Origin of the sequence: Thioclava atlantica (assembly GCF_000737065.1) — a bacterium.
GTDB lineage: Bacteria > Pseudomonadota > Alphaproteobacteria > Rhodobacterales > Rhodobacteraceae > Thioclava > Thioclava atlantica.
The window spans coordinates 199,069-221,911 of the sequence record NZ_AQRC01000004.1 but is presented as its reverse complement, the minus strand read 5'-3'; the positions used below and the strand labels follow the sequence as shown (position 1 = coordinate 221,911).

The window sequence follows — 22,843 nt, the reverse complement described above, 5'->3', positions numbered from 1 at the left end:
AACTTGTGGACTACCTCCGATGACCGCGCCTGACCAGAGCAAAGCCGATCTCGATTGGCGTGACGACCGCGTGCCGGTCTCGCGCCGCTTCGACGATCCCTATTTCAGCCTTGCCGGGGGGCTGGCCGAGACGCGTCATGTCTTTCTGGCGGGAAACGATCTGCCTGCGCGGCTGCGCCCGGGATTTCAGGTGGCCGAACTGGGCTTCGGCACGGGGTTGAACCTGCTGGCGCTGCGCCTCGCCTGCCCGGCGGACTGCCCGATCCGCTTCACCTCCTTCGAGGCTTTCCCGATGACCGCGCAGGAGATCTCGCGCGCGCTCGCCGCATTTCCCGAGGCCGAGGCCGTGGCCGGGCCCTATCTCGAGGCCTGGGCGGCCGGGCAGCGGGCGTTCCGGCTTGGCCCCGTCTCGGTCGAGGTGATCGAGGGGGACGCGCGCGAGACGCTGCCGGGTTGGGAGGGGCGCGCCGATGCGTGGTTTCTCGACGGGTTCTCGCCCGCGAAGAACCCAGAACTCTGGGGCGCGGATCTGATGGCCGAGGTCGGGGCGCATAGCGCTGAGGGCGGTACATTCGCGACCTATACGGCCGCGGGTTTCGTGCGCCGGGGTCTGGAAGCGGCGGGCTTCGAGGTGACGCGCAGCCCCGGTTTCGGACACAAGCGCCACATGTCGCGCGGGGTGAAACATGGTTGAGCAGAGCAATCGCCGCGGCATCGTGCTGATGGTCGCGGTGACCTTCATCTTCGCGATGCAGGACGGGATCTCGCGCCATCTGGCCGAGACCTACAACGTCTACATGGCGCTGATGGTGCGGTTCTGGTTCTTCGCCGCCTTCGTGCTGACGGTCGCGGCGCGCAGCCCGGGCGGCTTGCGGCGGGCGACGCGTTCGGAAATGCCGGTCGCGCAGCTGATCCGGTCGGTCGTGCTGATCACCGAGGTGATCGTGATGGTGCAGGCCTTCGTCTATCTCGGCCTCGTCCATTCCCATGCGGTCTTCGCCTGCTATCCGCTGCTGGTCGCCGCGCTCTCGGGGCCGGTTCTGGGCGAGAAGGTGGGCTGGCGCCGGCTCGTCGCGATCGGCGTGGGCTTCGTTGGGGTTCTGATCATCCTGCAGCCCGGGATCGGGGTCTTCACGCCCTATGCGCTGATCCCGCTCGCGGCCGCGCTCCTTTTCGCGCTCTACTCGCTGATGACGCGCTATGTGGGCCGGGTGGATCCCGCCTCGGTGTCGTTCTTCTATACCGGTGTCGTCGGGGCGGTGGTGATCACCGTCGTGGGGATCTGGCACTGGCAGAACATGACGCCGGGCGACTGGGGATGGATGGCGGTGCTGTGCCTAACCGCCGCGACCGGGCACTTCCTGCTGATCAAGGCCTATGAGGTGGCCGAGGCCTCGGCGATCCAGCCTTTCGCCTATCTCCAGCTCGTCTTCGCCTCGGCGCTCGGGGTGCTCGTCTTCCGCGAAGAGCTGGAGCTCAACGTGATGATCGGCGCCGCGGTGGTGGTGAGCGCGGGGCTGTTCACGCTCTGGCGGGCGCGGGTGGCGGCGCAGGGCTGAGACGCGCCGGCCGCCGGATCACTCCGCCTTGCCGCGCAGGATGTCGGTGAACTTGACCTCGGGCTTGCCCAGGCGCGCGCGATAGGGCGGGATCGCCTCGGCCACGCGCATCGTGTAGTTCCGGGTCTCGGTGAAGGGGATCATCTCGACCCAGTCGACCACGTCCACCGTCGCGATCCGTGGGTCGCCCTGTTCCTCGATCCAGCGCCGCGGACGGCCCGGGCCGGCATTGTAGCCCGTCGCGATCAGCACGACCGAGGGGCCGAACCGGTCACGCAGCGTCGAGAGGTACGCCCCGCCGAGCTTGAGGTTGTAGGTCGCATCGCTGGTCAGCCGGTCGTGCGAATAGCTCAGCCCGGTCTTCTCGGCCATCATCTTCGCGGTGCCGGGCATCAGCTGCATCAGGCCTTGCGCGCCCACGCCGCTGGCGACGCCGGTCGCGAACTGGCTCTCGCGCCGGGCGACGGCGAGGACGAGTTCCTCGGGAACGCCCAGATCGTGATTGGTCAGGCCCGGGATCGGCCAGAGCGCCTGGGGCAGCAATTCGCCCTTGATCGCGGCGCGCTTGCCCACGATCAGCGCGAGATAGTCGTCGCGCTGCGCAAGTGCATATTTCGCGAGCGCTCCGAAGTTGCCCGGCCCGAGGCTTTCCTCGAGATGCAGCACGAAGCGCGCCGCAAGATCGCTGTCGCCTGCCTCGTAGAGCAGTTGTGCCGCCTTGAAGACCGAACTGTTGGTGAATTTGTAGTCATGCCAGTCGGGCAGATCGACGCCCTTGGCGATTTGCGCGGGCAGCGGCAGGCCGAGGCGCTCTGCCGACAAGAGCCCGTAATACGCGTCCTGATTCTGCGCGCCCTTGGACCAGGCGGCCTTCGCCTCGGCGGTCTTGCCCATCACTTCGAGCGCGCGGCCCTGCCAGTACCATGCCCGCGAGGACGAGATCGGACCGTCCACGGATTTCTCGAGATCGCGGAAATGGCGCAGCGCGGTGGCGGCATCGCCGAGCTTCAACGCCGCGTAGCCCGCGACCCATTCGAGATCGGCGTAATCCGCGCCGCCCGGCGGCAGATGGTGGCGCGCGGCGAGCTTGTAGGCGCGTTGCGGGTTGTTGTCGCGCAGGTCCCAGCGGGCCTGTGCGCCGCGCAGATCGGCCCAGAGCTCGGGCGACTCGAGATCAGATGCGCTGTTCGAGCGTTCGAGGATCAGGTCCGCCGCCCCGTCCTCCAGCCCCTCGCGCCAGCGCCACCAGGCGCGGTCGCGCGCAAGACCGGCAGAGGCGCGCACCATGTATTCGGGCACCGCGGCGATCAGGTCGTCGACGCCGTTTTCGCGTGCCTGCAGCGCGATGCGGGCCGCGGCGACCGCCCGGGTGCCGGGCGTCACCAGATCGAGCATCCGGCGGGCATCGGTGAGATGGCCGTGATCGAGCATGTTCTGCATTCGCCCGCCGTGATGCGGCGCGACCAGATCGGAATAGTCGGAAAGGAACTTCGCCTGTTCGCTGCTGCTCAGCGTGAGGTGGCGCCAGGCGGTCTCGGCGACCTTCGCCGCGGCGCTCTTCTGCCCGAGCGCCAGATGCGCCCCGATCAGCGCCAGCGCCCCGGTTCCGGTCTGGGGCGGCCCGAGCCGGAAATAGGCGAGCACCTGTTCGGGGGCGATCCCGTCGAGCGTCGCCTCGCCCTTCTCGCGCAGGAAGGGCATGCCCGGCCAATTGTCGCGTCGGGTGGCGAAATCCATGTAATCGGCGAAGGTGCCTTCGCCGGACCGCAGGCGCTGCCACTCGATGATGTCGAAACCGAGCGGGCCGACCCGCCGCGCGAGGTTTTCGGCGGTGTCCCAGTTGCCGGATCGGGCGGAGGCGAGCGCATCGGCCAGCGCCCCGGACGCCGCGCGCAGAACCGTCGGGGACAGCGCGAAGGTCGAAGCGGCGAGCGCCGCGAGGAATTGGCGTCGGATCATCATCGCTGCTCTTCGTTATGCGCGGGATCGTGCCGCTGTGTTCTTGGGATACGAGGTCGCACAGATGTGGATGATTCACAAGTTGGCAAGGGCTGCGCGAGCGCCTATAACCCGGCCGATTTCCGCCGAGACGAATCCCGTTCCCGGCGCCCACAACACCAAGGAGCGTGTCATGTTCAAAGGGTCCCTGCCTGCACTCATCACGCCGTTCAAGAACGGCGAGCTGGATCTGGACACGCTCAAGAAACTCGTCGAATGGCACATCGAGCAGGGCAGCCACGGCCTCGTGCCGGTGGGCACCACGGGCGAAAGCCCCACGTTGAGCCATGACGAGCACATGACCGTCATCACCGAGGTGGTGAAGGCCGCGAAGGGCCGCATCCCGGTGATCGCCGGGGCCGGGTCGAACTCGACCGCCGAGGGGGTGGAGCTGATCCAGCACGCCGCCAAGACCGGTGCCGATGCCGCGCTTGTCGTGACGCCCTATTACAACAAGCCCACGCAGCGCGGTCTGGTGGCGCATTACACCGCGCTGCACGATGCCTGCGAGCTGCCGATCATCATCTACAACATCCCGGGCCGGTCGGTGATCGACATGATCCCCGAGACGATGGGCGTGCTGGCGAAGCTGGAACGGATCATCGGCGTGAAGGACGCGACGGGCAAGCTCGAGCGGGTCTCGATGCAGCGCGCGACCTGCGGTGCCGATTTCATCCAGCTCTCGGGCGAGGACGCGACCGCGCTCGGCTTCAACGCGCATGGCGGGGTGGGCTGCATCTCGGTTACCGCGAACGTGGCGCCCAAGCTTTGCGCCGAGTTCCAGGAGGCGACGCTCGCGGGCGATTACGCGAAGGCGCTCGGCTACCAGGACAAGCTGATGCCGCTGCACATGGCGATCTTCCTCGAGCCGGGCGTGGCAGGTGCGAAATACGCGATGTCGAAGCTCGGCCTGTGCTCGGCCGAAGTGCGCCTGCCGCTGACCGAGTTGCTGCCGGAGACCAAGGCGGCGATCGAAGCGGCGATGGAGCATGCCGGGCTGATCTGAAGCCGGACCTGCGGGCGCCGTGAGTGCGCCCGTCCCGGATGCGGGTGCGCGCAAGGGCGCTTTGCATCCGGCCCCGCTCCCGCCGTGATGTGCCGGTGATGTGAGCTGGACCTTCTGCGCTCGGCGGGACGGTCCGAGCGCCTATCCCTGTCTCCTGAAGACAAGCGAGCCGGCGCGCTCAGGGCTGCGCCGGCTAAGAAATCTTGGCGGTCGGGGTTACTGCAAGGCGCTACGCAGATCGTCGAGGGCGATGGAGCTGAACTTCTGCGGCTCATCGGCGGTTGCTTGCGTTGCAGGCGCGCCGGCGTCGGGGGCTTTCTGCTCGACCGCGGCGCTCTGCGGGGAGGGGATCGAAGCGTTCGCCTGAAGCTGCGTCGCGGGTGCGCCATTCTCCGGCTGGAGATAGGCGAGGGTGACCGTGATCCGCCGGTTCGAGGGATCGCGGGGATCCTGGGGCTTGAGCGGGTCCGTATCCGACAGGCCCGAGATCCGGGTGATGCGCTGCGAGGCGACACCGGCGGCGACAAGCGCCCGGCGCGTCGCATTGGCGCGATCGGAAGACAATTCCCAGTTTCCATAGGTGCCGTTCGCGTTCTGATAGGGCACCGAGTCGGTATGGCCTGCGATCAGCACGTCATTGGGAAGATCGGAAAGCGCGCGCCCGAGTTGGTCCATCAGGGCCAGCGTGGGGCCGTCGATCTTCGCGCTGCCCGAGGCGAACATGGCTTTTCCGGCCTGATCGACGACCTCGATATTCAGCCCGTCGGGCGTGCGCCGGAAGATGACGTTCTGCTGGAGCGGGCGCAGATCCGGGACACGCTGGATCGCCTGCGTGATGCGGGCCTGCAGCGCGTCGAAGCGAGCATCATCGAGAGCGCGCGGCGTGGCGGCGGCGGATTTCGCGCCGTTCTCCGCGTTGTCCTGGGTCGTGGCCTGACCCTGCGCCGTTGCCGCGACTTTCTCGATCTTCGCCTCGGGCGCGTTTGCATTGGAGCTGGCCGAGGCGTTCGCCATCGCGGTCGACGGATCGGTCGTAGCTCCGACGCCGGGATTGGCGGGAATCGCATCATTCGCGCGCGAGGCGTTCATGACCCCTTTCGGGCCGATGGTTTCGCCCGCGAGCGGACCGGTGCCGCCGGGGGCCTGCATCTCGACCTTCGCGGGTGCGAAGTAATCCGCGATTCCCGTGAGCTGGTTCTCATCGGAAATGGACAGGATCCACATCAGCATGAAGAAGGCCATCATCGCGGTCATGAAGTCGGCATAGGCGACTTTCCAAGCTCCGCCGTGATGCTCGGACTCGTGATCTTCATCTGTCCGCTTCAGTACAATCGGTGCCTGATTCGACCGTGCCATGCCTTGCCCTTTCCCAACCCGCTGGTTCTCCGGACCAGCTGTCTGCTCGCGGGAAATGCTTCTGCGGCACTCCCTACGTTGAGGGTTGTCGGCTCAAATGGTGGCCAAAAAAGGGCGATATTCGTTCATGATCTGGAAACAAAACCGCGAAACAGCGGCTTCGGATGCCTTTCCGTGCCGCGTTCTTGCCGGTCGCTGATACGGGGATCAGGCGTCGTGAGGGGACTTGTCGCCGTCCTCGCGGCTGTGTTTTCCCAGCCCGACCTTCTTCGCATAGGCCGCCTTTCGCGCCGAATAGCTGGGGGCGACAAGCGGCATGTCCGCGGGCAGGTTGAAGAGGGCGCGATACTCGTCTTCGCTCAGCCCGTGTTCCGAGCCGAGATGGCGTTTGAGCATCTTGAAGCCGCGCCCGCAGCACAGGCAGTAGACCTTGTCTTCGGTGACGGCCTCTTTCACCGGGATCGCGGGTTGCGGCCTCGCCGGGCTCGGGCCTGGTGCAGTCGCATCCGCGGCAAGCGAGGCCGTGGCGTCGTGAAGATCATCGCCGAACTGCGCGGAAAGCTTGGCCACGAGGTCGACCACCTGATCCGCCGTCACGTCCTGACGGGAGGCATAGGCTGCAGCGACTGTCGCGATAATGCTTGCTGCATCCGTGGGCCGTTCCTTGGGCATCTTGTCTCTCCGCTGCTTAAAATTTGCACTCACCCCGGATGAATAGGGAAAGGTAGGGTTAACCCGTTTTTCTGTCAATGAACGTGCATCTCTGTTCTTGGTTTTCCTGACGAGACGTATGTTCTGCGCAGAATTGGTCCGGATGGCGCTTCGGGCGCGCGGCTGGGCCTCAGTGCAATTTGCCCCGCGTCAGCCAGCGCTGTTTGGCGAGTTGATATTCGGGTGCGCTGGTCGGGTAATCCGCCGGAAGGCCCCATTTTGCACGGTATTCCTCGACCGTCATTCCGAGCAGGTTTTTCAGATGACGCTTCAGCATCTTGATGGACCGGCCGGTCTCCAGACAGATCAGGCGATCCGGAAGCACACTTTCGGAAACCGGCACCGCAGGGATGCGGGAAGCCCCGGGCTCACCGGCCCGGGGTGGGGGTTGATGCGTCATGTTTGCCCTCACACTCTTTTGTCTCTAGGGAAAGATTGAAGAAATTCTTAAAGTTAGGTCAAAGAATTCGGGCTTTTCGACAAAATGCCGCGGCCAAGCCGCGATCTGGGGCCCGCGCTCGGCTTGTCAGGCATAAAAACGTGAATTATCGCATATAGCAGGTAGGGAAATTCGAAAACGCGAACAATTCAGGCTAGGCGGATTTACGCTCCGTCACCGTGCCCGGCATCTCGCGCTATTCGAAATAAAAGAGCGCTGCAGGGATAAGGCGAGAGAATGAATGCTCGCCCGCAAGCGCCGAGGGATTCGGGAGTTGCCTCTTGTCCGGCATGGATGCCACGCGGAGACAGAACGTCATCATCGTCGCGGAAGAAGAGGCGAAGCAACAGCAGTTGGCCCGCTTCTTTCTCGAGTATTGCGGCTGGGAGGCCTTGCCCTTCGCGTGCGCGCGAGAGGCCGAACAACACCTCCTGTCGGGCGGCAATCCACGGGTCGTGCTGATCAGCCTTGCGCAGCCGGACGGTGCGGCGGATCTGATACGCACCGCACGCGTCGGCCCGATGGAGAGCCTTGTCATTTTCATCGAGCCCTCTCCGGGCGGGGATCTTGCCGCCGAGATGATCCTGGCGGGCGCCGATGACGTGATCCGAGAGCCCTATACCGAGAGGGAGCTGGCGGCGCGGCTCTGGCTCCGGGCGGGGGATGGTCTGCCCCTGAACCTGCCGGGCGAGGAGAAACGCGTCGCCCGCCTCAGGATCGACAAGGATAATCGGCTCACCGTGCCCGATGCGGCGGAGGCTGTGCAGCTCACGCCGATGGAAGCGGAGATCATGCGCGAACTCATCCGGAGCGGTGGACGCATCGTCACACGCGACGCGCTTTCCCGCCGGATCGACAAATGCCTGTGGGTCTATGGGGACCGGAAATTCGACGTTCATATCACGAAGATCCGCAAGAAACTGCGCGATGCCTTCGGCGAGAGGTACGTGGTCGAAACGGTGCGCGCCGCCGGGTATTCCTTCTACGAGATTCCCGCGGGAAAACGACAGGCGCTTGCAACCCAGGGTTGATACGCCGAGTCTGTGTAACAGGTTTTGCGGGTGCGGCTGTCAAGCATCGAATTGTTAACAACACCTTGATTGATCTTGAGACCACAAATTGTGGACGTTGCGTCAATAAGCTGTGGGAAGCCAGAGGCGTGCACACAACCATTAGGGCGCCAAGCGCTGAAAAATAGGTGTCTCGGAGCATCGATCGCCGCCGATGAGGCGCTGGTCCGGCGGTTCTGTCGCAAGGCGCGTCCCGGCGCGATCCGGACTCACTCGCCTTGCGGTTTAACAATCCTCAACCTTACCCGACGGTGAATCGCTGATAATCTGTCGCTGCTGCAAATGAGGGGGACTCAGGGGTCTAGGATGTCTATGAAAAACAACGATTTGTTGGCGCAGATTTGGGAAGGTTCCGTGACGTGCACGTCAAGTGGTTCGGGCTCCCAAGGGCGCTGGCTGGCGGCTGCGCTTCTGCCTGCGCAGACGGTGGTGCTCTGCTCGACGCGGGAAGATGCCCGCTTTCTGGTGCTGCCCGAGGCGGAAGAGCTTCTGCCCGGGATTTCGCTCGGCGATGTTCTCGTGGAGGAGCTCGGGATCGAGGTTCCCTATGGAAGCCTCATCGTCATCGAGCCCGCACATGGAGCGGAGGCGAAGCACGGAAACGGGGACCGTGCGATGGACCTCCGGCTGCCGGCGATGGCGTCGCGTGGGCGCGATGGCTTTGCTGTCCATGAGGATGGCCGGGATCGTGGTGGTGCCGCTGTGAGCGGTCGCCTCTGAAGACGAGGGCTGCGGGAAGCGGTCCGATACGAGTTCTTCCGTGTCTGGTTGGCGGACCAAACAATGGTGACGAAAAGCATGAGTTCGCCGCGCCGCCCTCCAGGCGGCGCGGCCTCATGGCCCGTTAACCCAAGATTAACCAGAAAACCTGCGGATTAATGTCCCTTTAATCAAGTAAAGCTTCCTCCAAAGCTTTGCCCATGATCTTCTGTTCTTTGATAAAAGAGTGGATAGAGGCGGGCTAATGTTTGCATTGAGTTTCCGTGCTGCACTTGATGCGCCATTTCTTGATGTCGAGGAAGAACGGCAAGCCATCTCGCGGTGGCAGGAACATGGAGACCGGGACTCGCTCGAGATTCTTCTCCGCTCTCACGTCCGTCAGGCATATGCCCAGGCCCGTCGCTGGGCGACCAACCCGGTCGAGCTCGAGGATCTGGTGGCCGAGGGGATCATCGGCCTGATGCGCGCCGCCGAGAAATTCGATCTCACGCAGGATGTCCGGTTTTCGACCTATTCGCATTGGTGGGTGATGACCTGCGTGCTCAACGCGCTCGCCCGGATCAAGACGGTGATCGACGTGCCGACCCGTGTCTATCTCGATGCCCGCATGGGGCGGCTCGACAATCCCGAGGCCGGTCAGGTCCTCACCGGAGTGGTCGCCCTTGATGCCCGGGCTTTCGACGACAGCGATGCCGAGATGATGGAGATGATGCGCAGCCCGGATCTCACGCCCGAGGAGCAGACCCTCGCCGCCTCTGCCGCGCGGATGGCGCGTGAGGTTCTCGGGGATGCGCTGGACGATCTCGAAGAACCGGATCGCGAGATCGTTCTGCGGCGCAAGTTGCAGACGCCCCCCGATTCAATCGACGATCTCGCCCGCGATCTCGAGATGAGCCGGGAGCGTGCCCGCCAGGTCGAAAAACGCGCGCTCACCCGGCTCAAGCGCCATCTCGAAAAGCGCGGATTCAGCCCCGCGATGCTGAATTGATGAGCGGGACCATGTCACGTCACCTCATGATCGCAGGATACGGGCGCGCGGGAACGACGCTTTTCTACAATATGCTGCGCGAGACCCTGAAAGGGTTTGAAATACCGCCCCGTGAGACGAGCGCACTAGCGACGATTGCGCGACCGGGAAATTGGGTGAGCAAGCGCCCGCTCGATATCTTCCAGGTTCCGAATGTTGCGCGCGCGAACCGTCGCGAGAAGCGGCTCGATCTGATCGTGCCGCTGCGCGACCCGCGCGACATCCTCGTGAGCCGTCACTCCGCGGTGCCGGATGACTACTTCATTTCGGCGGATCGGATGTATTTCATTGACGGCGACGACGCGCCCGCGCCGATCATGCCGGGACTGTTGCAGATCCATGAGGCAATCGGGACCGTGCTGAATTCCGGCATCTTCCCCCAGGGGGTCTTCCTTCTCAAATACGAAGATCTGGTCAATGACCCCGACAGAATTCAGACGAAGCTGGGTGATGCGTTCGATCTGCAATTCGAGGGGAGCTTCTCCGACTATGGCTCGACGAAAGTTCCGAGCGCCTTGCAGGGGCCTCTCAACGGCGTGCGGCCGGTCGAGAAGGCGCGCGCGAAATGGCGCGGCGAAGAGCACCGGGCGCGCATTTTCGATCAGTTCTCGCGCTTTCCGGTGCTGTTCGATCTGCTCGTGCAGCTTGGGTATGAAAAGGACCGGGAGTGGTATGCTCCGTTCATGGAGTGGCAGGCGGCCTTCTCGGACCGCCGGGGCGTTAGGGTGCGGTTTGGGTGACGAGGTCAAATACATGGACGCGAAAGCTGCGACATTGCTGAATACGACGACGCCGATCTCGGGAGCGGGGCGAAAGCCTGCGGGATCGGAGCAGACCGGGTTCGGGACGCTCCTGCAGGGGGCGCAAACGAGTTCGCTTGCGCAGGGAAAAGGGGGCGCCGTGCTGGCGGTTTCGGCGGGCGGTGCGGCAGGGGCCACGCTCCTTGCGGACATTCCCGCGCTTCAGACCGAGCTGGTCGGAAAGCTTCAGAAGGTTCGGGACGGAGCGCTTGCGGAGTTGGCAAATGGCAAGCCCGTAGGGGCCGTGTTGAGCGAGCTGGGCGCGTCGCTCGCGAAGGTGCTCGCCGGGTTCGATGCCGCACATGGCACGAAGCTTCGGGAGGTTCTGGTCCGTTCGCTGAATGGGATCAGCCCGCAGGCCGGAAGCACGGTGGAAAAACCGGCTTCGGGCAAGCCCGGCGGGGCAAGCGAAAGCATAGACGAGGTCTTTGCGAGCCTTCTGATGTCGCTCGGCCTGCCGGGGATGGCGCCTGAACGCGTGCCGCTCCAAAAGGGGGGCGCGGAGGTGCAATCGGCTGCGGCGCTTCTGCCTGCGAGATCGACCGGGGAAACGCCTCCTCTTGCTGTCCACCCCAAGCCTGAAGCGGCGCAGGCACCCGCCGCGACCCCGCTCCCGCAGGGTCCTGCGGACCCGGCGCCTAATCTTCCTGCCGCGGAGCTGCGAGAAAATGGCATGGATCCGCGGGTGCGCGCGGTTCTGGAAGCCGCCACGAAGGGCGCCGGGAAAACCGGCAAGTCTGACGCTCAGGCGGCTGGCCTGCCCGTGGAGCCGGGCAAGGGCGATCCCAAACCCGGCAGCCTGTTCGCCGAGGCCGCACGCGCCGGGGCGCTGCCCGATACGGCCGTGGCTCGGCTCACGCAGCATGACGGAGGCGCCACGCAGCGCAGCGAAGCAGTAGCCCAGTCGGGGCAGCCTGCGGCCCAGCCCTCGCCCCGGTTCGCGGCCTTTCTCGCGACGCAATTGCGGCGCGCCGACCTGCATGAGGGACGCACCCGCGTTGCTCTGACCCCGCGCGGGCTTGGCGATATCGAGATCGACGTGGAGCGCGACAAGCGCGGTCAGATCAACGTGGTCGTGCGCGCCGAGAGCCCGGCGGTGTTGAGCGCTCTGCGCGGCGATCGCGATACCCTGGCGAATATCCTGGCGGGGCAGGGTATCCAGATGGATAGCGGCACGCTCGATTTCGAGCAGTTCGGCGGTCATGGCGGGCAGGGGGAAGAGCGCTCTGCCGGCACGGGAGCGAATTTCGAGGATGACGTCCCCGTGCTTGGCGCCGACTGGCAGCCGACCATCCTCGACGGACAAGTGGATATCAGGACCTGAGGAGCCACCAATGAGCATCTCTCCGACAAGCACGAATGCAGCTTCGGCTGCGACCGACAACACGGCGAATACCGCGCAATCGAAGCTCTCGGCGGATTACAACAGTTTCCTGCAGCTTCTGACGGCGCAGATCCGAAATCAGGATCCGCTTCAGCCGATGGACTCGACGCAGTTCGTGTCGCAATTGGCGCAGCTCAGCCAGGTCGAGCAGTCCGTCCAGACCAACACCAATCTCAAGACCATCGACGCCAAGTTGAGCGCGCTGGGGGGGATGTCGGATGTCGCGCTGATGGGCAAGACGGTGACGCTCGCCTCCGACAGGTTCGAGTTGCGCAACGGGGAGGCAAGCACGAGCTACGAACTCGCCGCCCCTGCCGACAAGGTGACCGCGATCATCAAGACCGCCGACGGGACGGAACTGCGCCGGATCAACGGTCTGTCGACGCGCTCGGGCGAGAAGATCGCGCTCACCTGGGATGGTCGCGACTCTGCGGGGCTGCCGGTGCCCGATGACACGTTCCGCATCGAGATCGACGCAAGGGATGCCGACGGCAATCCGATTTCCTACGACACCTATCCGAGCACCCGGGTCGATCAGGTGCGCTTCACGGGGCAGGGGCAGTCGCTGGTTCTGCGCAACGGCGAGGAGATTCCGAGCTCGCTCGTCCTCGCCGTGTCGGGCTGAGGCGGCGTCACGCCGCCGCGCGCCGCAGCGGCGATTTCAGCCGTTCTGCCCTTGCCGGAAAGGCGTGGCGCGGTTCACCTTCACGGCCTGCAGGCCGGGTAGCCGATCCGACAGACCACGCTCGAGAAGGGTGGCGATCTGGTCGGGAGCATCCGAACCGGGATCGAGCAACCGGCTGTCTGCCAGGGTGGTCAGAAGATCGAGCGTCTCGTCGCGCAATTTCGGCACGAGCGCGGAGCCGTCGGGAAGACCGTCGGCCTTGAGCACCAGCGTCACATCGGCCGTCAGATAGCTGACATCGCGCGCCCTGTAGATCGGAACCGTGATGTTGCCCAGAGCGATCTCGCGCGGGGCGGGCTCCGCCGGCGTTGTGGGCGCATCGGGACGCGGCGCGATCTGGCTGCCGCCGAGATATCCCAGGCCCGCGGCGACGATCGGCACCACGACGATGAGCAGCACGAGGATCTTCAGAGGGGGCATCGGGCGAGGTCAGTAGGGAAGCACGACGTCAAGCGCGTCCTGCCCGTAACGAGGCTGTTGCACCTTGCTGATCTGCCCGCGGCCACCATAGGAGATCCGCGCCTCGGCGATCTTCTCGTAGGGAATGGTGTTGTCCATCCGGATGTCTTGCGGGCGGATGATCCCGGCGACGCGCAATTCGCGCAATTCGTGATTGACCTTCACCTCCTGGCGCCCGGCGATCACGAAATTCCCGTTCTGGAGTTTCTGGATGATCAGGGCGGCGACCTTGAGGTTGATCGTCTCGTTGCGCTTGATCGAGCCGCTGCCATTGGCGCTCGATTTCGAGTTCAGATCCACGATGCTGCTTCCCGAAGGCAGGTCCTTCTGGCTGACGCCGGGCAGGACCTTGTCGATCTTGCCGCCGTAGCCGAGAAATGTGGGGAAGCCGACATTCTCGCTGCCGTCTCGGCTGCGTTGGGACGCGTTCTGAAGCTGTGCTTGGTCGTTGATATCGATATCGACCGTGAGCAGATCGCCCACCTTGTCGGCGCGTTGATCGCCGAAGAAACCCGCCGACCCGGTCCGCCAGAGCGATGCGGCCTCGGCCCGTTGCGGAACATGCGGGGGTTCGAGCGGCGGCATCGGGACGCTGACGCGATTGACCTCGGGAATGGTGTCGCCATCGACGACCATGTTGCTCACATGCGGGTCGCGGTCGAAGGCCGTGCCGGGGCCGCAGGCGGCCAGCGCGAGCATCGGCAGGAAATAGAGTGAATGTTTCAATTCTGAATCTCCACTTTGCCGTCGGGCTTGGCGATCCCCGTGACGATCTTGTTGCTCACGAGATTGACCACGCGCACGGGCTGATCCGCATGAGCGTCAGAGATCGCCTTGCCGGGCGCGGTCAGCGACATCGCGCCTTTCGAATATTCGATCGAGACCGGGTCGCCGCGTGCGATGATCACCGGCTCGGTGATGGATTGGCTCATCACCGGACGCCCCCGGGCGAGCACGCGGCGGACCTGCATGCCCGCCAGATGGTCGAGGCTGGTCACGGCATAGGCCCCGACCTGGCCATAGGGGAGGTCGACCACCTGGAAGTCATCGCCGGAAAGGATCGTGCCGGGAAGTAGCTGCTCAGTGGGCACCGGTACGGGCACGTTGAGCAGCGCGAGCCCGGCGACCCGGCGCACGTCGCCGGATTTCTCGACGGCATTCGCGAGAAACTGGCCGGTGGAGCGGTCCATCCAGAAATCGCTGATCATTTCCGCCTCGCCGGGGTCGCTCTCTTGCAGCGTGATCTCGAAATGCCCGTTCGGCGGCATTTCGAGCCCCCAGGACTGTTCCGCTTTCTCGGCCACCAGAACCCGCACGGATTCGGCGCTCGCGGATGCGGCGAAGATCGCGGTGACGAGCGTGGCGAGAAGGGCTGTCGCTGAGGCGATTTTCGAGGTCATGACATCACTTGATCTGGTTCGAGGTGGACATCATCTGGTCGGCCGTCTCGATCGCCTTCGAATTCATCTCATAGGCGCGCTGCGCCGAGATGAGGTCGGTGATCTGCTGGATGATATTGACGTTGGAGCTTTCGAGGTAGCCTTGCCGGAGGATGCCGACACCCGGATCTCCGGGCAGCGCCTGGGTGGGTTCGCCCGACGCGGTCGTCGCCTGCAGGAGGTTGTTGCCGAGCGGCTTCATCCCCGCCTCGTTGACGAAGGTCGCCATCGTGAGCTGGCCGATCTGTACCGGCGTCGGGTCCTTGCCGACATAGGCCATCACGAGCCCCTGCTGGTTGATCTCGACATTGGTGGTATTGGCGGGGACGTTGATCCCGGGGGCGACTTCATAGCCGTCGAGGGATACGATCTGGCCCTCGGGGCTGAGCTGAAAGGTGCCCGCCCGCGTGTAGGCCTGGCTGCCATCCGGCAGGTTGAGGGTGAAATAGCCTTTCCCGTCGATCGCGAGATCGAGCTGGTTTTCGGTTTGCACGAGGCCGCCTTGCGTGTTGAGCCGGACCACGCCCGCGCTCTGCACCCCGAGGCCGATATCGACCCCGACCGGGCGCGCGGTTCCGTCGGCGGAGGTCAGGGAGCCCTCGCGCTGCAGCGACTGGTAGACCAGATCCTGAAAGGCTGCGCGCGTGCTCTTGTAGCCGGTGGTGTTCGCGTTCGCGATGTTGTTCGAGATCACGTCCACATTGGTCTGCTGTGCCAGCATCCCGGTGGCGGCAATTCCAAGTGCCCTCATGTTTCAGCTCCTTTCGTGCCGGTCAGGATCGGCCAAGCCTGCGCAATGTTTCCTGACGAAGGTTGTCCTGTTCATCCATCAATTTCACGGCCCGCTCGTAGGAGCGCTGGATGTCCATCATCCGGGTCATCTCGACGACCGGCTGGACATTGCTTTCCTCGATGAACCCCTGGGCGACCTGCGTGGTCTCGGCCGGGGTGAGGGCGGGGGCGGCATTCCCGGGTGCGGCGAAGAGCCCGCCTCCCAGACGGCTGAAGCTTTGGATATCGGGCACGGTGAACACGCCCAGAGTTCCGATCGTGCCGCTCTCAGCGCTCGAGATCGTCCCGTCGCGGGAGATGGTGATCTCCTCGCCCGGAGGAATGGCGATCGGCGCGCCCGCGCGATCAAGCACCCGGTTGCCCGAAAGGGTCACGAGGTTGCCCTGCGGGTCGACGGCCAGTCGGCCATCGCGCCCGAATGCGGTCTGGCCCGCGGGGGTGGTATAGGCGAGCCAGCCATCTCCGTTGAGGGCAACGTCGAGCGGGTTCGAGGTTCTGGTCAGCGATCCCTGGCGATTGTCGAGATAGGAGCCCCGGTCGAGGACGTAGCTCACGTCATTCGCGGCATCCCCGCCGCCCTTCGCATTGAAGCTCTCGGTCAGCGAACGTTCGGCCTTGAAGCCGGCCGTGTTGGCATTGGCCATGTTGTTGGCCGAGATATCAAGGCTGCGCCACAGCGTCGAGGCGAGAGACAGCGATACGTAGTTTGAGCTATCCATGAATTTCAGTCCGCGCGAATTGTGCTTGTGGCTTTGTGTTTGGATTGCTGCCGATTTCACGGCAATAATGTTTGCTCTTCTTGAAATAATCAATACTATTCTTTGGTAGAGGAAAGAATTCAATCCCATGCAGGCAAGAGGCGACGGGAATGCGACGCGGTTTCCCCTTCATGAGCGGTGTTTGGGTTCTTTGCCTTGTGTGCGGAGCCGCCCGGGCTGAGCCCGTCCCCGCGCCCCCCGCTTTCGATTTCGCGCAATACACCCAGGCCGGGTTTCTTGCCGACCGTGACAGGCTGAACGCGGATTTCGCTGCCGCAGAGCCAGGACCGGCGCGCGCGGTCGCGCGGCTCGATCTCGCCGAGTTCTATCTCGCGCATGTCATGTTGCCGGAGGGCCGGTCGATCCTCGGTGACGAAATGCCGGAAGGGCTGCCCCCGGCCGAGCGCGCCCGGTGGCGGGCGATTTCGGCGGGGTTCCGGATCATGGAGGGAGCGGGGGTTCCGCCGGGCGAGCTGCTGCCGAACGCGGAATGGGCGAACTGGCCCGAATATCATCTCTGGGCGGCACTGAACGCGATCACGCAGGGCGATGCGGTGGAGCTCGAGGGGAACCTTGCCGGGGCGACCGATCGGCTCGAGGCCTATCCACCCGTTTTCGTGGAGGCCTGCCTTCCCGCACTTCTGGAGGGCGCGATCGCGGTCGCGAAATGGCCGCTCGCGGAACGGCTGAGCAAGGCGTTCGACGACTATCCCGAATTGAAGGCCGAGCCGGTTTACAGCTTTCTTCTGGGGCGGGTGGCCGAGCGGTCGCATCATCCCGAAAAGGCCTATGCGGCCTATCGTGAGGCGGCCAAGGGACAGGACCGATATGCGCAGCGGGCGCGGCTCGCATCGGTCGATCTGGGCCTGAAACAAGGATGGTTGACGCCCGATCAGGCCTTGTCCCAGCTCGCGGAGGCCAATCTCGCATGGCGGGGGGACAGGTTCGATCTGCAGGCTCTCGAACGGCGCGCGGAGCTGGGAGAGAAGGCCGGCCGCGAGGCGGATGCGCTCGAGGCCTATGGCGAGATTCTCACCCGCTTTTCCGATCGCCCGCAGGCGCAAGCCACCGCCCAAGCGGCGGACCGGCTGCTCAAGACCTTTTATGCGCAGGGGGCAGAGGGGAAGATCCCGCTCGCCGAGTTCGCCGACGCGCATCAGCGGTTGGAGCCCTATTTCGAGTTCCGCCCGGATTTCCAGATCTATGCCGAGGAATTCGCCGACCGGCTGCTCGATCTCGGGGCGACGACCCAGGCGGCCGCCGAGTACCGAAAAATCCGCGAAGCCTCCGAAGCTCTGGACAAGAGCGATCCCGAGGCGGTGTCGCAGGACAGAGTGGCGCATCTGGCGCTGAAGGAGGCGGAGGCCCTCGCCCGCGGAGGCCAGTTCGAGCGTGCGGCCAAGGTTCTCGAGGTGTCCGAGAGGCCGACCGATGCGCAGGGGCGCGATCAGTTCAATGCGGTGCAAGCGCGGGTGCTGGCCGAGGCCGGGAATACCGATGCGGCCCTGATGACCAAGGTGACCTCGCACTCGGTCGAATATCTGCGGCTTCTGGCCCGGCTCTATTGGAAGAAGGGCGATTGGAAGGAGGCGGTCCGCTACTATCGCGAATTGTGGAAGCGCGCCTCGGACGGTTTCTCGGAGACGGATGCGGTCGAGCTGCTGCTTGCCGCCTATCGCTCGGGCGATCTGACCACGGCGCGCAGCGTCGCGGCGGTTCTTCCCCGTCTGGCGGGGCGGGACGATCTGAACAAGCTCGTCGAGAACCTTCTGGCGGAACCCGCGGCGCTGAGCCCGCTGAAGGATGCCGCGGCGCGTGACCGGCTGCGCAATGCCGATGATGCGCTCGAGGTGGTGGGGACGGAGGCCAAGGGGACGGGGGGCTAGATGTCCTTGCTATGCATTGGTGCTTTTCCCCCGCGTCCCAAGAAAAAGCCTGTCTATTTTTAACGTCAGTTAAACATCAGGCGCATATCTCTCAAATAAGAACCCTTTCTCTTCGGGCATGAGAGGATAAAGCCATGAGTATTTCGAGCGCGATGCAGACCGGCGTGAGCGGTCTTAACGCGAATTCTGTCGCAGTTGGCGAGATTTCCGAGAATATCGCGAACGCGAATACCACGGGCTACAAGCGCAGCTTCGCCCAGATGGTCACCATGACGCCGAGCGGCGGGCTCAACGCCCCTTCCGGGGTCAATGCCGTCGTCACCTCCGATCTGAAGAATGGCGGCGCGGTGATCCCCACCAGCTCTCCGACCGATCTTGCGGTGAACGGGGACGGGTTCTTCGTGGTCTCCAACACCCCCAATACGAGCGTGCAGTCCGATTACGTCATGACGCGCGCCGGATCGTTCCAAGCCAACGAGAATGGCGATCTCGTCAACTCGGCAGGATATTTCCTTTCGGGTTATCCCTATACCGACGGCAAGCTCGGCTCGATCGACGGTAACAGCTTCAACGGGTTGAAAACGGTGAACGTGACCGAGGCGACCCTGAGCGCGAAGGCGACCAGCACGATCGGCGTGCAGGGCAACCTGCCCTCGCAGGAAACCGGCAACGCGACGCCCGGCGCGCCCTTCAAGTCCTCGTCGCAATATTACACCCCGCTGGGCGCGGTGAAGCGCCTCGAATATTCCTGGCAGCCGACCTCGACCCCGAACCGCTGGGACATCACCGTCGCCGATCCCGACGGGACCCCTTACGGCACGGTCACGGTCGATTTCGCCGGCGGCGGTGCGAATGCGGGCGCTCCCGTGAGCTATTCCGGGGTGACCAGCCTCGCGACCGCTCCCGCGGCCTTCTCGATGGACACGACCACCGGCGTGATGACCCTGACCGTGGATGACGGCGGCACCACGCAACAGATCGATGTCGGGCTCGGTGCCCCGAACAGCTATGACGGGATCACCCAGTTCGCGGGCGATTTCACGCCGCAGAAATTCAGCGCGGACGGCTCTTCGGCCGGGGCGCTCACCCGCATCGAGATCGACAATAGCGGCACGATGTTCGGAATCTTCGACAATGGCCAGCGCCAGCCGCTCTACAAGATCCCGCTCGCCCATGTGGAGAACCCGAACGGGATGCAGGAAGTCGACGGCGACGCCTATCGGCTCACCCGCAACAGCGGAAGCTACACGATTCACAAGGCGAACGAGGGCCCCGTGGGCAATATCACGTCGGGCGCGCTCGAGGGCTCCAATGTCGATATCGCGCAGGAGCTGAGCGATCTGATCCGCACCCAGCGGGCCTATTCCACGAATGCGAAGATCGTCACCACCATGGACGAGATGCTCGACGAGACCACGCGTCTCAAACGCTGATCGCCGCGGCGCTGAGAACAAGGGAGCAAGCCGATGAGCCTGAGTGGCGCCCTCCTCGCGAGCACCAGCGGTCTGCGCGCGGCGCAGATGCAATCGGAAGCGACATCGCGAAATATCGCGAATGCGAGCACCGAGGGCTATGTGCGCAAGGAACTGCCGCAAGTCACTGCGGCGGGCGGCCTCGTGCAGACCGGCGAGGCGCGGCGCGAAGTCGACGCCTCGCTCAACCGCATGTACCGACAGCATTCGTCGGTGATGTCGCGCGAGCAGGCGATCTACGAGGCGGTGGGCGAATATACCGCGACTCTCGGTCAGCCCGGGGACGGGTTGTCGCCGGCGGACCGGCTCACCGATCTGCGCACCTCGATGATTGCGCTCGTCAACAATCCCGGCAGCAACGCCGCGCACAACGGGGTGGCTTCCGCAGCGCAGGAGATGGCGACCTCGCTGAACCAAAGCAGCGACATGCTCTCGCGTATCGGGGGCGAGGTCGACATGGAGATCAAGTACGACGTCTCCGATCTCAACGAGACCCTTCACAAGATCACCTCGCTCAACAAGCAGATCTCGGGCGCGCAACCCGGCTCGCTCGGAGCGGCCGATCTGAGCGACCAGATGGATGTGCTCGTGGAAGGGGCCTCGAAGCTGATGGACATGCAGGTGCGCCGGTCCGTCGACGGGCGCGCCACTCTCTACACCGCCGGGGGGACGCCGCTCGTCGATGGGGATCAGGCCAGCTACATTTCCTATGATCAGGTCGCAGGACGGCTTTTCGCGGGCAAGACGGATATCACCCCCGAGGCCACGGATGCGCGCGGCTTCCAGAATGGCAGCCTTGCCGGTCTCTTCGCGGTGAAGACGGATATCCTGCCGCGCTTCCAGCTTCAGCTCGACGAGATGGCGCGCGGTCTCGTGCAGGGGTTCGAGGGGGCTGACGCCTCGCTCGCTCCGGGCCAGGCCGGGCTTTTCACCGATGCGGGCGCCGCCTACGATCCGGCCAAGCTGGAGGGGCTCGCGGGGCGGATCTCGATCAATGCCGCGGTGGATCCGTCGCAGGGCGGCCAGCTTTCGCGTCTGCGCGACGGCATCGGAGCGACAACGCCGGGTGCGGCCGGGGACTCGACCCAGGTCGAGGCCTTCGTGTCCGTTTTCGACCAACCGCTTTCGGCCGCTTCGGGAACAGGGCTCGAGGCATCCTTGTCGCTCAGGGATTACGGAAGCAGCATGATCTCGGCGCAGGAGTTCGAGGGCACCCGCGCGCAGGAGCGCTTTGCCGCGGCACGAACCGCCGCGGAAACGGTGAACGGCACCCGGCAGGGAATCCAGGGCGTGAACATCGATGACGAGATGCAAAAGCTCATCACCATCCAGCAAAGCTACGCCGCCAATTCGAAAATGATGACCGCGGTCATGAAGATGATGGACACGCTGCTTGCCGCGGTCTGAGGAGGCTGAACGATGATCCCCCTTATCCGGAATTCGCTGTCGACCCTGCAGATGAGCCTGGTCTCGCGACGGTCCGTCGAACGCACCACCGCCGATTTGCAGCGGACGAGCCAAGAGGTCTCGACCGGGCGCAAGGCCGATCTCTATGCGGATATGGGGTCGAAATCGGCCTTCGTCCTCGCACTGGAGGATCGGGCGTCGTCCAATTCGCATTTTATCACCTCGAACAAGCTTCTCGGGAGCAAGCTCGAGATGATCTCTTCCGGGGCGGCTTCGGCGCGAGGGGCGGCGCAGGATGTGCTCGGGCTCGCTCTGGCCAATCTCGAACATTCGAGCAGCACCGCTTCGACCTTGCAGCAGCAGGCACGCGCCGCGCTGGACACGATCATGACGAGCCTCAACATCTCGCTCGACGGGGATCACCTGTTCTCCGGCGTGGCCTCCGACCGGCCCGCGCTGAGGGGGTATGACAGCGTCAATTCGGCGACGGGCCTGTCGCCGCAGGATGTCATCTCGGGGATCGTGGGCAGCGGCCCTGCCGACGGCACTCAGGCGACGTCGATGCTTGCCCAGATCGACAGCGTTTTCGACGAGACGAATGCCGACCCGGCGAAGCGCTTCAGCACGACCTTCTTCCAGGGAGATACGCCGAGCACGCCGGCGCCTCGGAAAACCGCGCTGATCGGCGATGGCGAGACACTGCAATACGGCATGCAGGCAGACGATCCCGAGTTCCGCAGCATCATAAAGGGGCTCACGCTGCTTGCTTCGGTCGATGTCTCGAAGATCCAGGATCAGAATGCCTACAAGAGCTGGATGGCAGCGGGGGTCGGCGCGCTCAGCGACGGCGTGGAGGGTCTGCGCAATTCGGAGACGGCACTGGGCGCGAAGCAGAAGCGGCTCGACGTGAAGCTGACCCAGCAGCAGTCGATGGACGCGGTTCTCAATAGCCGGCTGTCCGATTACGTGTCCGTGGATCCCTACGAGGCAGCAACCCGAATGACTGCGCTCCAGACCCAGCTCAACGCGAGCTATAGCGTGGCCGCGCAGATGTCGAAGCTCTCGATCCTGAATTATCTCTGAGCCGGAGGCTTATCTCGCGGCCACCGTGCCCAGGGGTTCGGCCTTCCCATATGCCGCAAGTTTCACCTTGCTGGACGTTTCCAGCTCGCTGAACTTGTAGCCCCGGCCGTAGACCGTCTCGATATATTGGTGGCCGCTGGGGGAGGCGTCGGCGATCTTCTTGCGCAGCTTGCAGATATAGACGTCGATCACCTTGTCGAAGGGCTGGTCGTCGCTCATCCCGTAGACCGCGTCGTAGATCGCCCCCTTCGAGATCACCTTGTTCGCATTCAGCGCCAGGTGCTGGAAGATCGCGTGTTCGCGGTTGGACAGCTTGAGCCGCGCCCCCGAGACCAGCGGATCGCGCCCGTCGAAGAAGGCGGTGATCTCACCCACGCTGATGCTTTCCGCCGCGTGGCCGTAGGCGCGCCGGATGATCGAATTGATCCGCGACAGCACCTCGATCCCCTTGATCGGGCTGACCATGACATCGTCGGCACCGGCATCGAGCGCTTCCGAGGCGTCGCGCGAGTTCTTGAAGTCGCGCATCACCAGAACCGGATTGCGACAGCCTGAGCTGCGGATGGCGCGGATATGCTCGGTAACCTCTGGGCAGTCCCCGATCAGGATTGCCCGCGTGTCGACGCCTTTCTGGTTCAGCGTGCTGAGATCGGAATAGAAGAAATGCGCGCCGATGATGACGGGTTGCAGCCCCACGCTCTCCAGCTCGCTGAGCAGGCCGCGAATGCGGCCATCGCGAGGCTCAAAGACGTAAATATGCATGCAAGCCTCCATCCCGGGCAAGTTTCTCGC

The 22,843-nt window shown here is 64.4% G+C and carries 23 protein-coding genes; 13 read left to right on the top strand and 10 right to left on the bottom strand.

Translation table 11 applies throughout. The features are described 5' to 3' along the window. The first annotated feature begins 19 nt into the window (after positions 1-19). Both mnmC2 and DW2_RS07095 read left to right on the top strand, forming a co-directional pair. Positions 20-694: a tRNA (5-methylaminomethyl-2-thiouridine)(34)-methyltransferase MnmC2 gene (gene mnmC2, locus DW2_RS07100; RefSeq protein ID WP_038144930.1), complete on the top strand. Its 675-nt coding sequence runs from the start codon at positions 20-22 to the stop codon at positions 692-694. After that, positions 687-1,559, top strand: coding sequence for a DMT family transporter (locus tag DW2_RS07095; RefSeq protein ID WP_038144927.1), 873 nt, complete (start codon positions 687-689; stop codon positions 1,557-1,559). Before mnmC2 ends, DW2_RS07095 begins: the two co-directional genes overlap by 8 nt. 18 nt (positions 1,560-1,577) lie before the next feature. Here DW2_RS07095 and DW2_RS07090 read toward each other — a convergent pair whose 3' ends face one another. Next, positions 1,578-3,518, bottom strand: a complete 1,941-nt coding sequence (locus DW2_RS07090; RefSeq protein WP_162178891.1) for a lytic transglycosylase domain-containing protein — start codon at positions 3,516-3,518, stop codon at positions 1,578-1,580. A 172-nt stretch (positions 3,519-3,690) separates the two neighbouring features. Here DW2_RS07090 and dapA point away from each other — a divergent pair, with 172 nt between their 5' ends. Beyond that, a complete protein-coding gene (gene dapA, locus DW2_RS07085; RefSeq protein ID WP_038144923.1) occupies positions 3,691-4,563 on the top strand; it encodes a 4-hydroxy-tetrahydrodipicolinate synthase in 873 nt (290 codons plus the stop codon). Positions 4,564-4,779: 216 nt separating this feature from the next. On the opposite strand, the gene DW2_RS07080 is transcribed toward dapA, so the two are convergent. The 3 genes from DW2_RS07080 to DW2_RS07070 form a co-directional block, all read right to left on the bottom strand. Next, positions 4,780-5,919, bottom strand: a complete 1,140-nt coding sequence (locus tag DW2_RS07080; protein ID WP_051855585.1) for a flagellar motor protein MotB — start codon at positions 5,917-5,919, stop codon at positions 4,780-4,782. Positions 5,920-6,126: 207 nt separating this feature from the next. Further along, positions 6,127-6,591, bottom strand: coding sequence for a Ros/MucR family transcriptional regulator (locus DW2_RS07075; protein ID WP_038144921.1), 465 nt, complete (start codon positions 6,589-6,591; stop codon positions 6,127-6,129). Between the two features lie 169 nt (positions 6,592-6,760). Then, positions 6,761-7,030 carry a MucR family transcriptional regulator gene (locus DW2_RS07070; protein ID WP_038145130.1) on the bottom strand — a complete coding sequence of 90 codons (270 nt, stop codon included), beginning with the start codon at positions 7,028-7,030 and terminating at the stop codon, positions 6,761-6,763. A 329-nt stretch (positions 7,031-7,359) separates the two neighbouring features. On the opposite strand from DW2_RS07070, the gene DW2_RS19035 reads away from it, so the two are divergent. The 6 genes from DW2_RS19035 (at position 7,360) to DW2_RS07040 (ending at position 12,695) form a co-directional block, all read left to right on the top strand. Next, entirely contained in the window at positions 7,360-8,100 is a 741-nt protein-coding gene (locus DW2_RS19035) for a response regulator transcription factor (RefSeq protein ID WP_051855581.1), read from the top strand. 393 nt (positions 8,101-8,493) lie between these two features. After that, a complete protein-coding gene (locus DW2_RS07060; RefSeq protein ID WP_156102909.1) occupies positions 8,494-8,859 on the top strand; it encodes a hypothetical protein in 366 nt (121 codons plus the stop codon). Positions 8,860-9,103: 244 nt separating this feature from the next. Beyond that, positions 9,104-9,847 (top strand): sigma-70 family RNA polymerase sigma factor, encoded by a 744-nt coding sequence (locus tag DW2_RS07055; protein WP_038144919.1) that lies wholly within the window; start codon positions 9,104-9,106, stop codon positions 9,845-9,847. 155 nt (positions 9,848-10,002) lie between these two features. Continuing rightward, a complete protein-coding gene (locus DW2_RS19690; RefSeq protein WP_038144918.1) occupies positions 10,003-10,626 on the top strand; it encodes a hypothetical protein in 624 nt (207 codons plus the stop codon). A 13-nt stretch (positions 10,627-10,639) separates the two neighbouring features. Beyond that, positions 10,640-12,010 (top strand): flagellar hook-length control protein FliK, encoded by a 1,371-nt coding sequence (locus DW2_RS07045; RefSeq protein ID WP_038144916.1) that lies wholly within the window; start codon positions 10,640-10,642, stop codon positions 12,008-12,010. 10 nt (positions 12,011-12,020) lie between these two features. Further along, positions 12,021-12,695, top strand: a complete 675-nt coding sequence (locus DW2_RS07040; RefSeq protein WP_038144913.1) for a flagellar hook assembly protein FlgD — start codon at positions 12,021-12,023, stop codon at positions 12,693-12,695. A gap of 36 nt (positions 12,696-12,731) precedes the next feature. On the opposite strand, the gene DW2_RS07035 is transcribed toward DW2_RS07040, so the two are convergent. The 5 genes from DW2_RS07035 to flgF are packed head-to-tail and all read right to left on the bottom strand — an operon-like array spanning position 12,732 to position 16,164. Next, complete coding sequence (locus DW2_RS07035; RefSeq protein ID WP_038144910.1) at positions 12,732-13,175, bottom strand: hypothetical protein; 444 nt, start codon at positions 13,173-13,175, stop codon at positions 12,732-12,734. 9 nt (positions 13,176-13,184) lie between these two features. Continuing rightward, positions 13,185-13,940 carry a flagellar basal body L-ring protein FlgH gene (gene flgH / locus DW2_RS07030; RefSeq protein ID WP_038144908.1) on the bottom strand — a complete coding sequence of 252 codons (756 nt, stop codon included), beginning with the start codon at positions 13,938-13,940 and terminating at the stop codon, positions 13,185-13,187. Next, positions 13,937-14,614 (bottom strand): flagellar basal body P-ring formation chaperone FlgA, encoded by a 678-nt coding sequence (gene flgA / locus DW2_RS07025; RefSeq protein ID WP_038144906.1) that lies wholly within the window; start codon positions 14,612-14,614, stop codon positions 13,937-13,939. The genes flgH and flgA overlap by 4 nt, the downstream gene beginning before the upstream one ends. Before the next feature lie 4 nt (positions 14,615-14,618). Further along, positions 14,619-15,404: a flagellar basal-body rod protein FlgG gene (flgG, locus tag DW2_RS07020; RefSeq protein WP_038144905.1), complete on the bottom strand. Its 786-nt coding sequence runs from the start codon at positions 15,402-15,404 to the stop codon at positions 14,619-14,621. A 22-nt stretch (positions 15,405-15,426) separates the two neighbouring features. Then, on the bottom strand, positions 15,427-16,164 hold the full coding sequence (gene flgF, locus DW2_RS07015; RefSeq protein ID WP_038144904.1) for a flagellar basal-body rod protein FlgF: 738 nt from the start codon (positions 16,162-16,164) through the stop codon (positions 15,427-15,429). Positions 16,165-16,313: 149 nt separating this feature from the next. Here flgF and DW2_RS07010 point away from each other — a divergent pair, with 149 nt between their 5' ends. The 4 genes from DW2_RS07010 (at position 16,314) to DW2_RS06995 (ending at position 22,051) form a co-directional block, all read left to right on the top strand. Further along, entirely contained in the window at positions 16,314-18,089 is a 1,776-nt protein-coding gene (locus DW2_RS07010) for a hypothetical protein (RefSeq protein ID WP_038144902.1), read from the top strand. A gap of 134 nt (positions 18,090-18,223) precedes the next feature. Next, positions 18,224-19,522 (top strand): flagellar hook protein FlgE, encoded by a 1,299-nt coding sequence (locus tag DW2_RS07005; RefSeq protein ID WP_038144900.1) that lies wholly within the window; start codon positions 18,224-18,226, stop codon positions 19,520-19,522. Positions 19,523-19,555: 33 nt separating this feature from the next. After that, the gene (gene flgK / locus DW2_RS07000; RefSeq protein ID WP_038144898.1) at positions 19,556-20,968 is read left to right on the top strand and encodes a flagellar hook-associated protein FlgK; all 1,413 of its coding nucleotides are present in this window, start codon (positions 19,556-19,558) and stop codon (positions 20,966-20,968) included. Positions 20,969-20,980: 12 nt separating this feature from the next. Continuing rightward, positions 20,981-22,051, top strand: coding sequence for a flagellin (locus DW2_RS06995; RefSeq protein WP_051855579.1), 1,071 nt, complete (start codon positions 20,981-20,983; stop codon positions 22,049-22,051). Between the two features lie 9 nt (positions 22,052-22,060). Here the strand turns inward: DW2_RS06995 and DW2_RS06990 are convergent, their stop codons facing one another. Continuing rightward, complete coding sequence (locus DW2_RS06990) at positions 22,061-22,813, bottom strand: response regulator transcription factor (RefSeq protein ID WP_038144896.1); 753 nt, start codon at positions 22,811-22,813, stop codon at positions 22,061-22,063. Positions 22,814-22,843 lie beyond the last annotated feature (30 nt).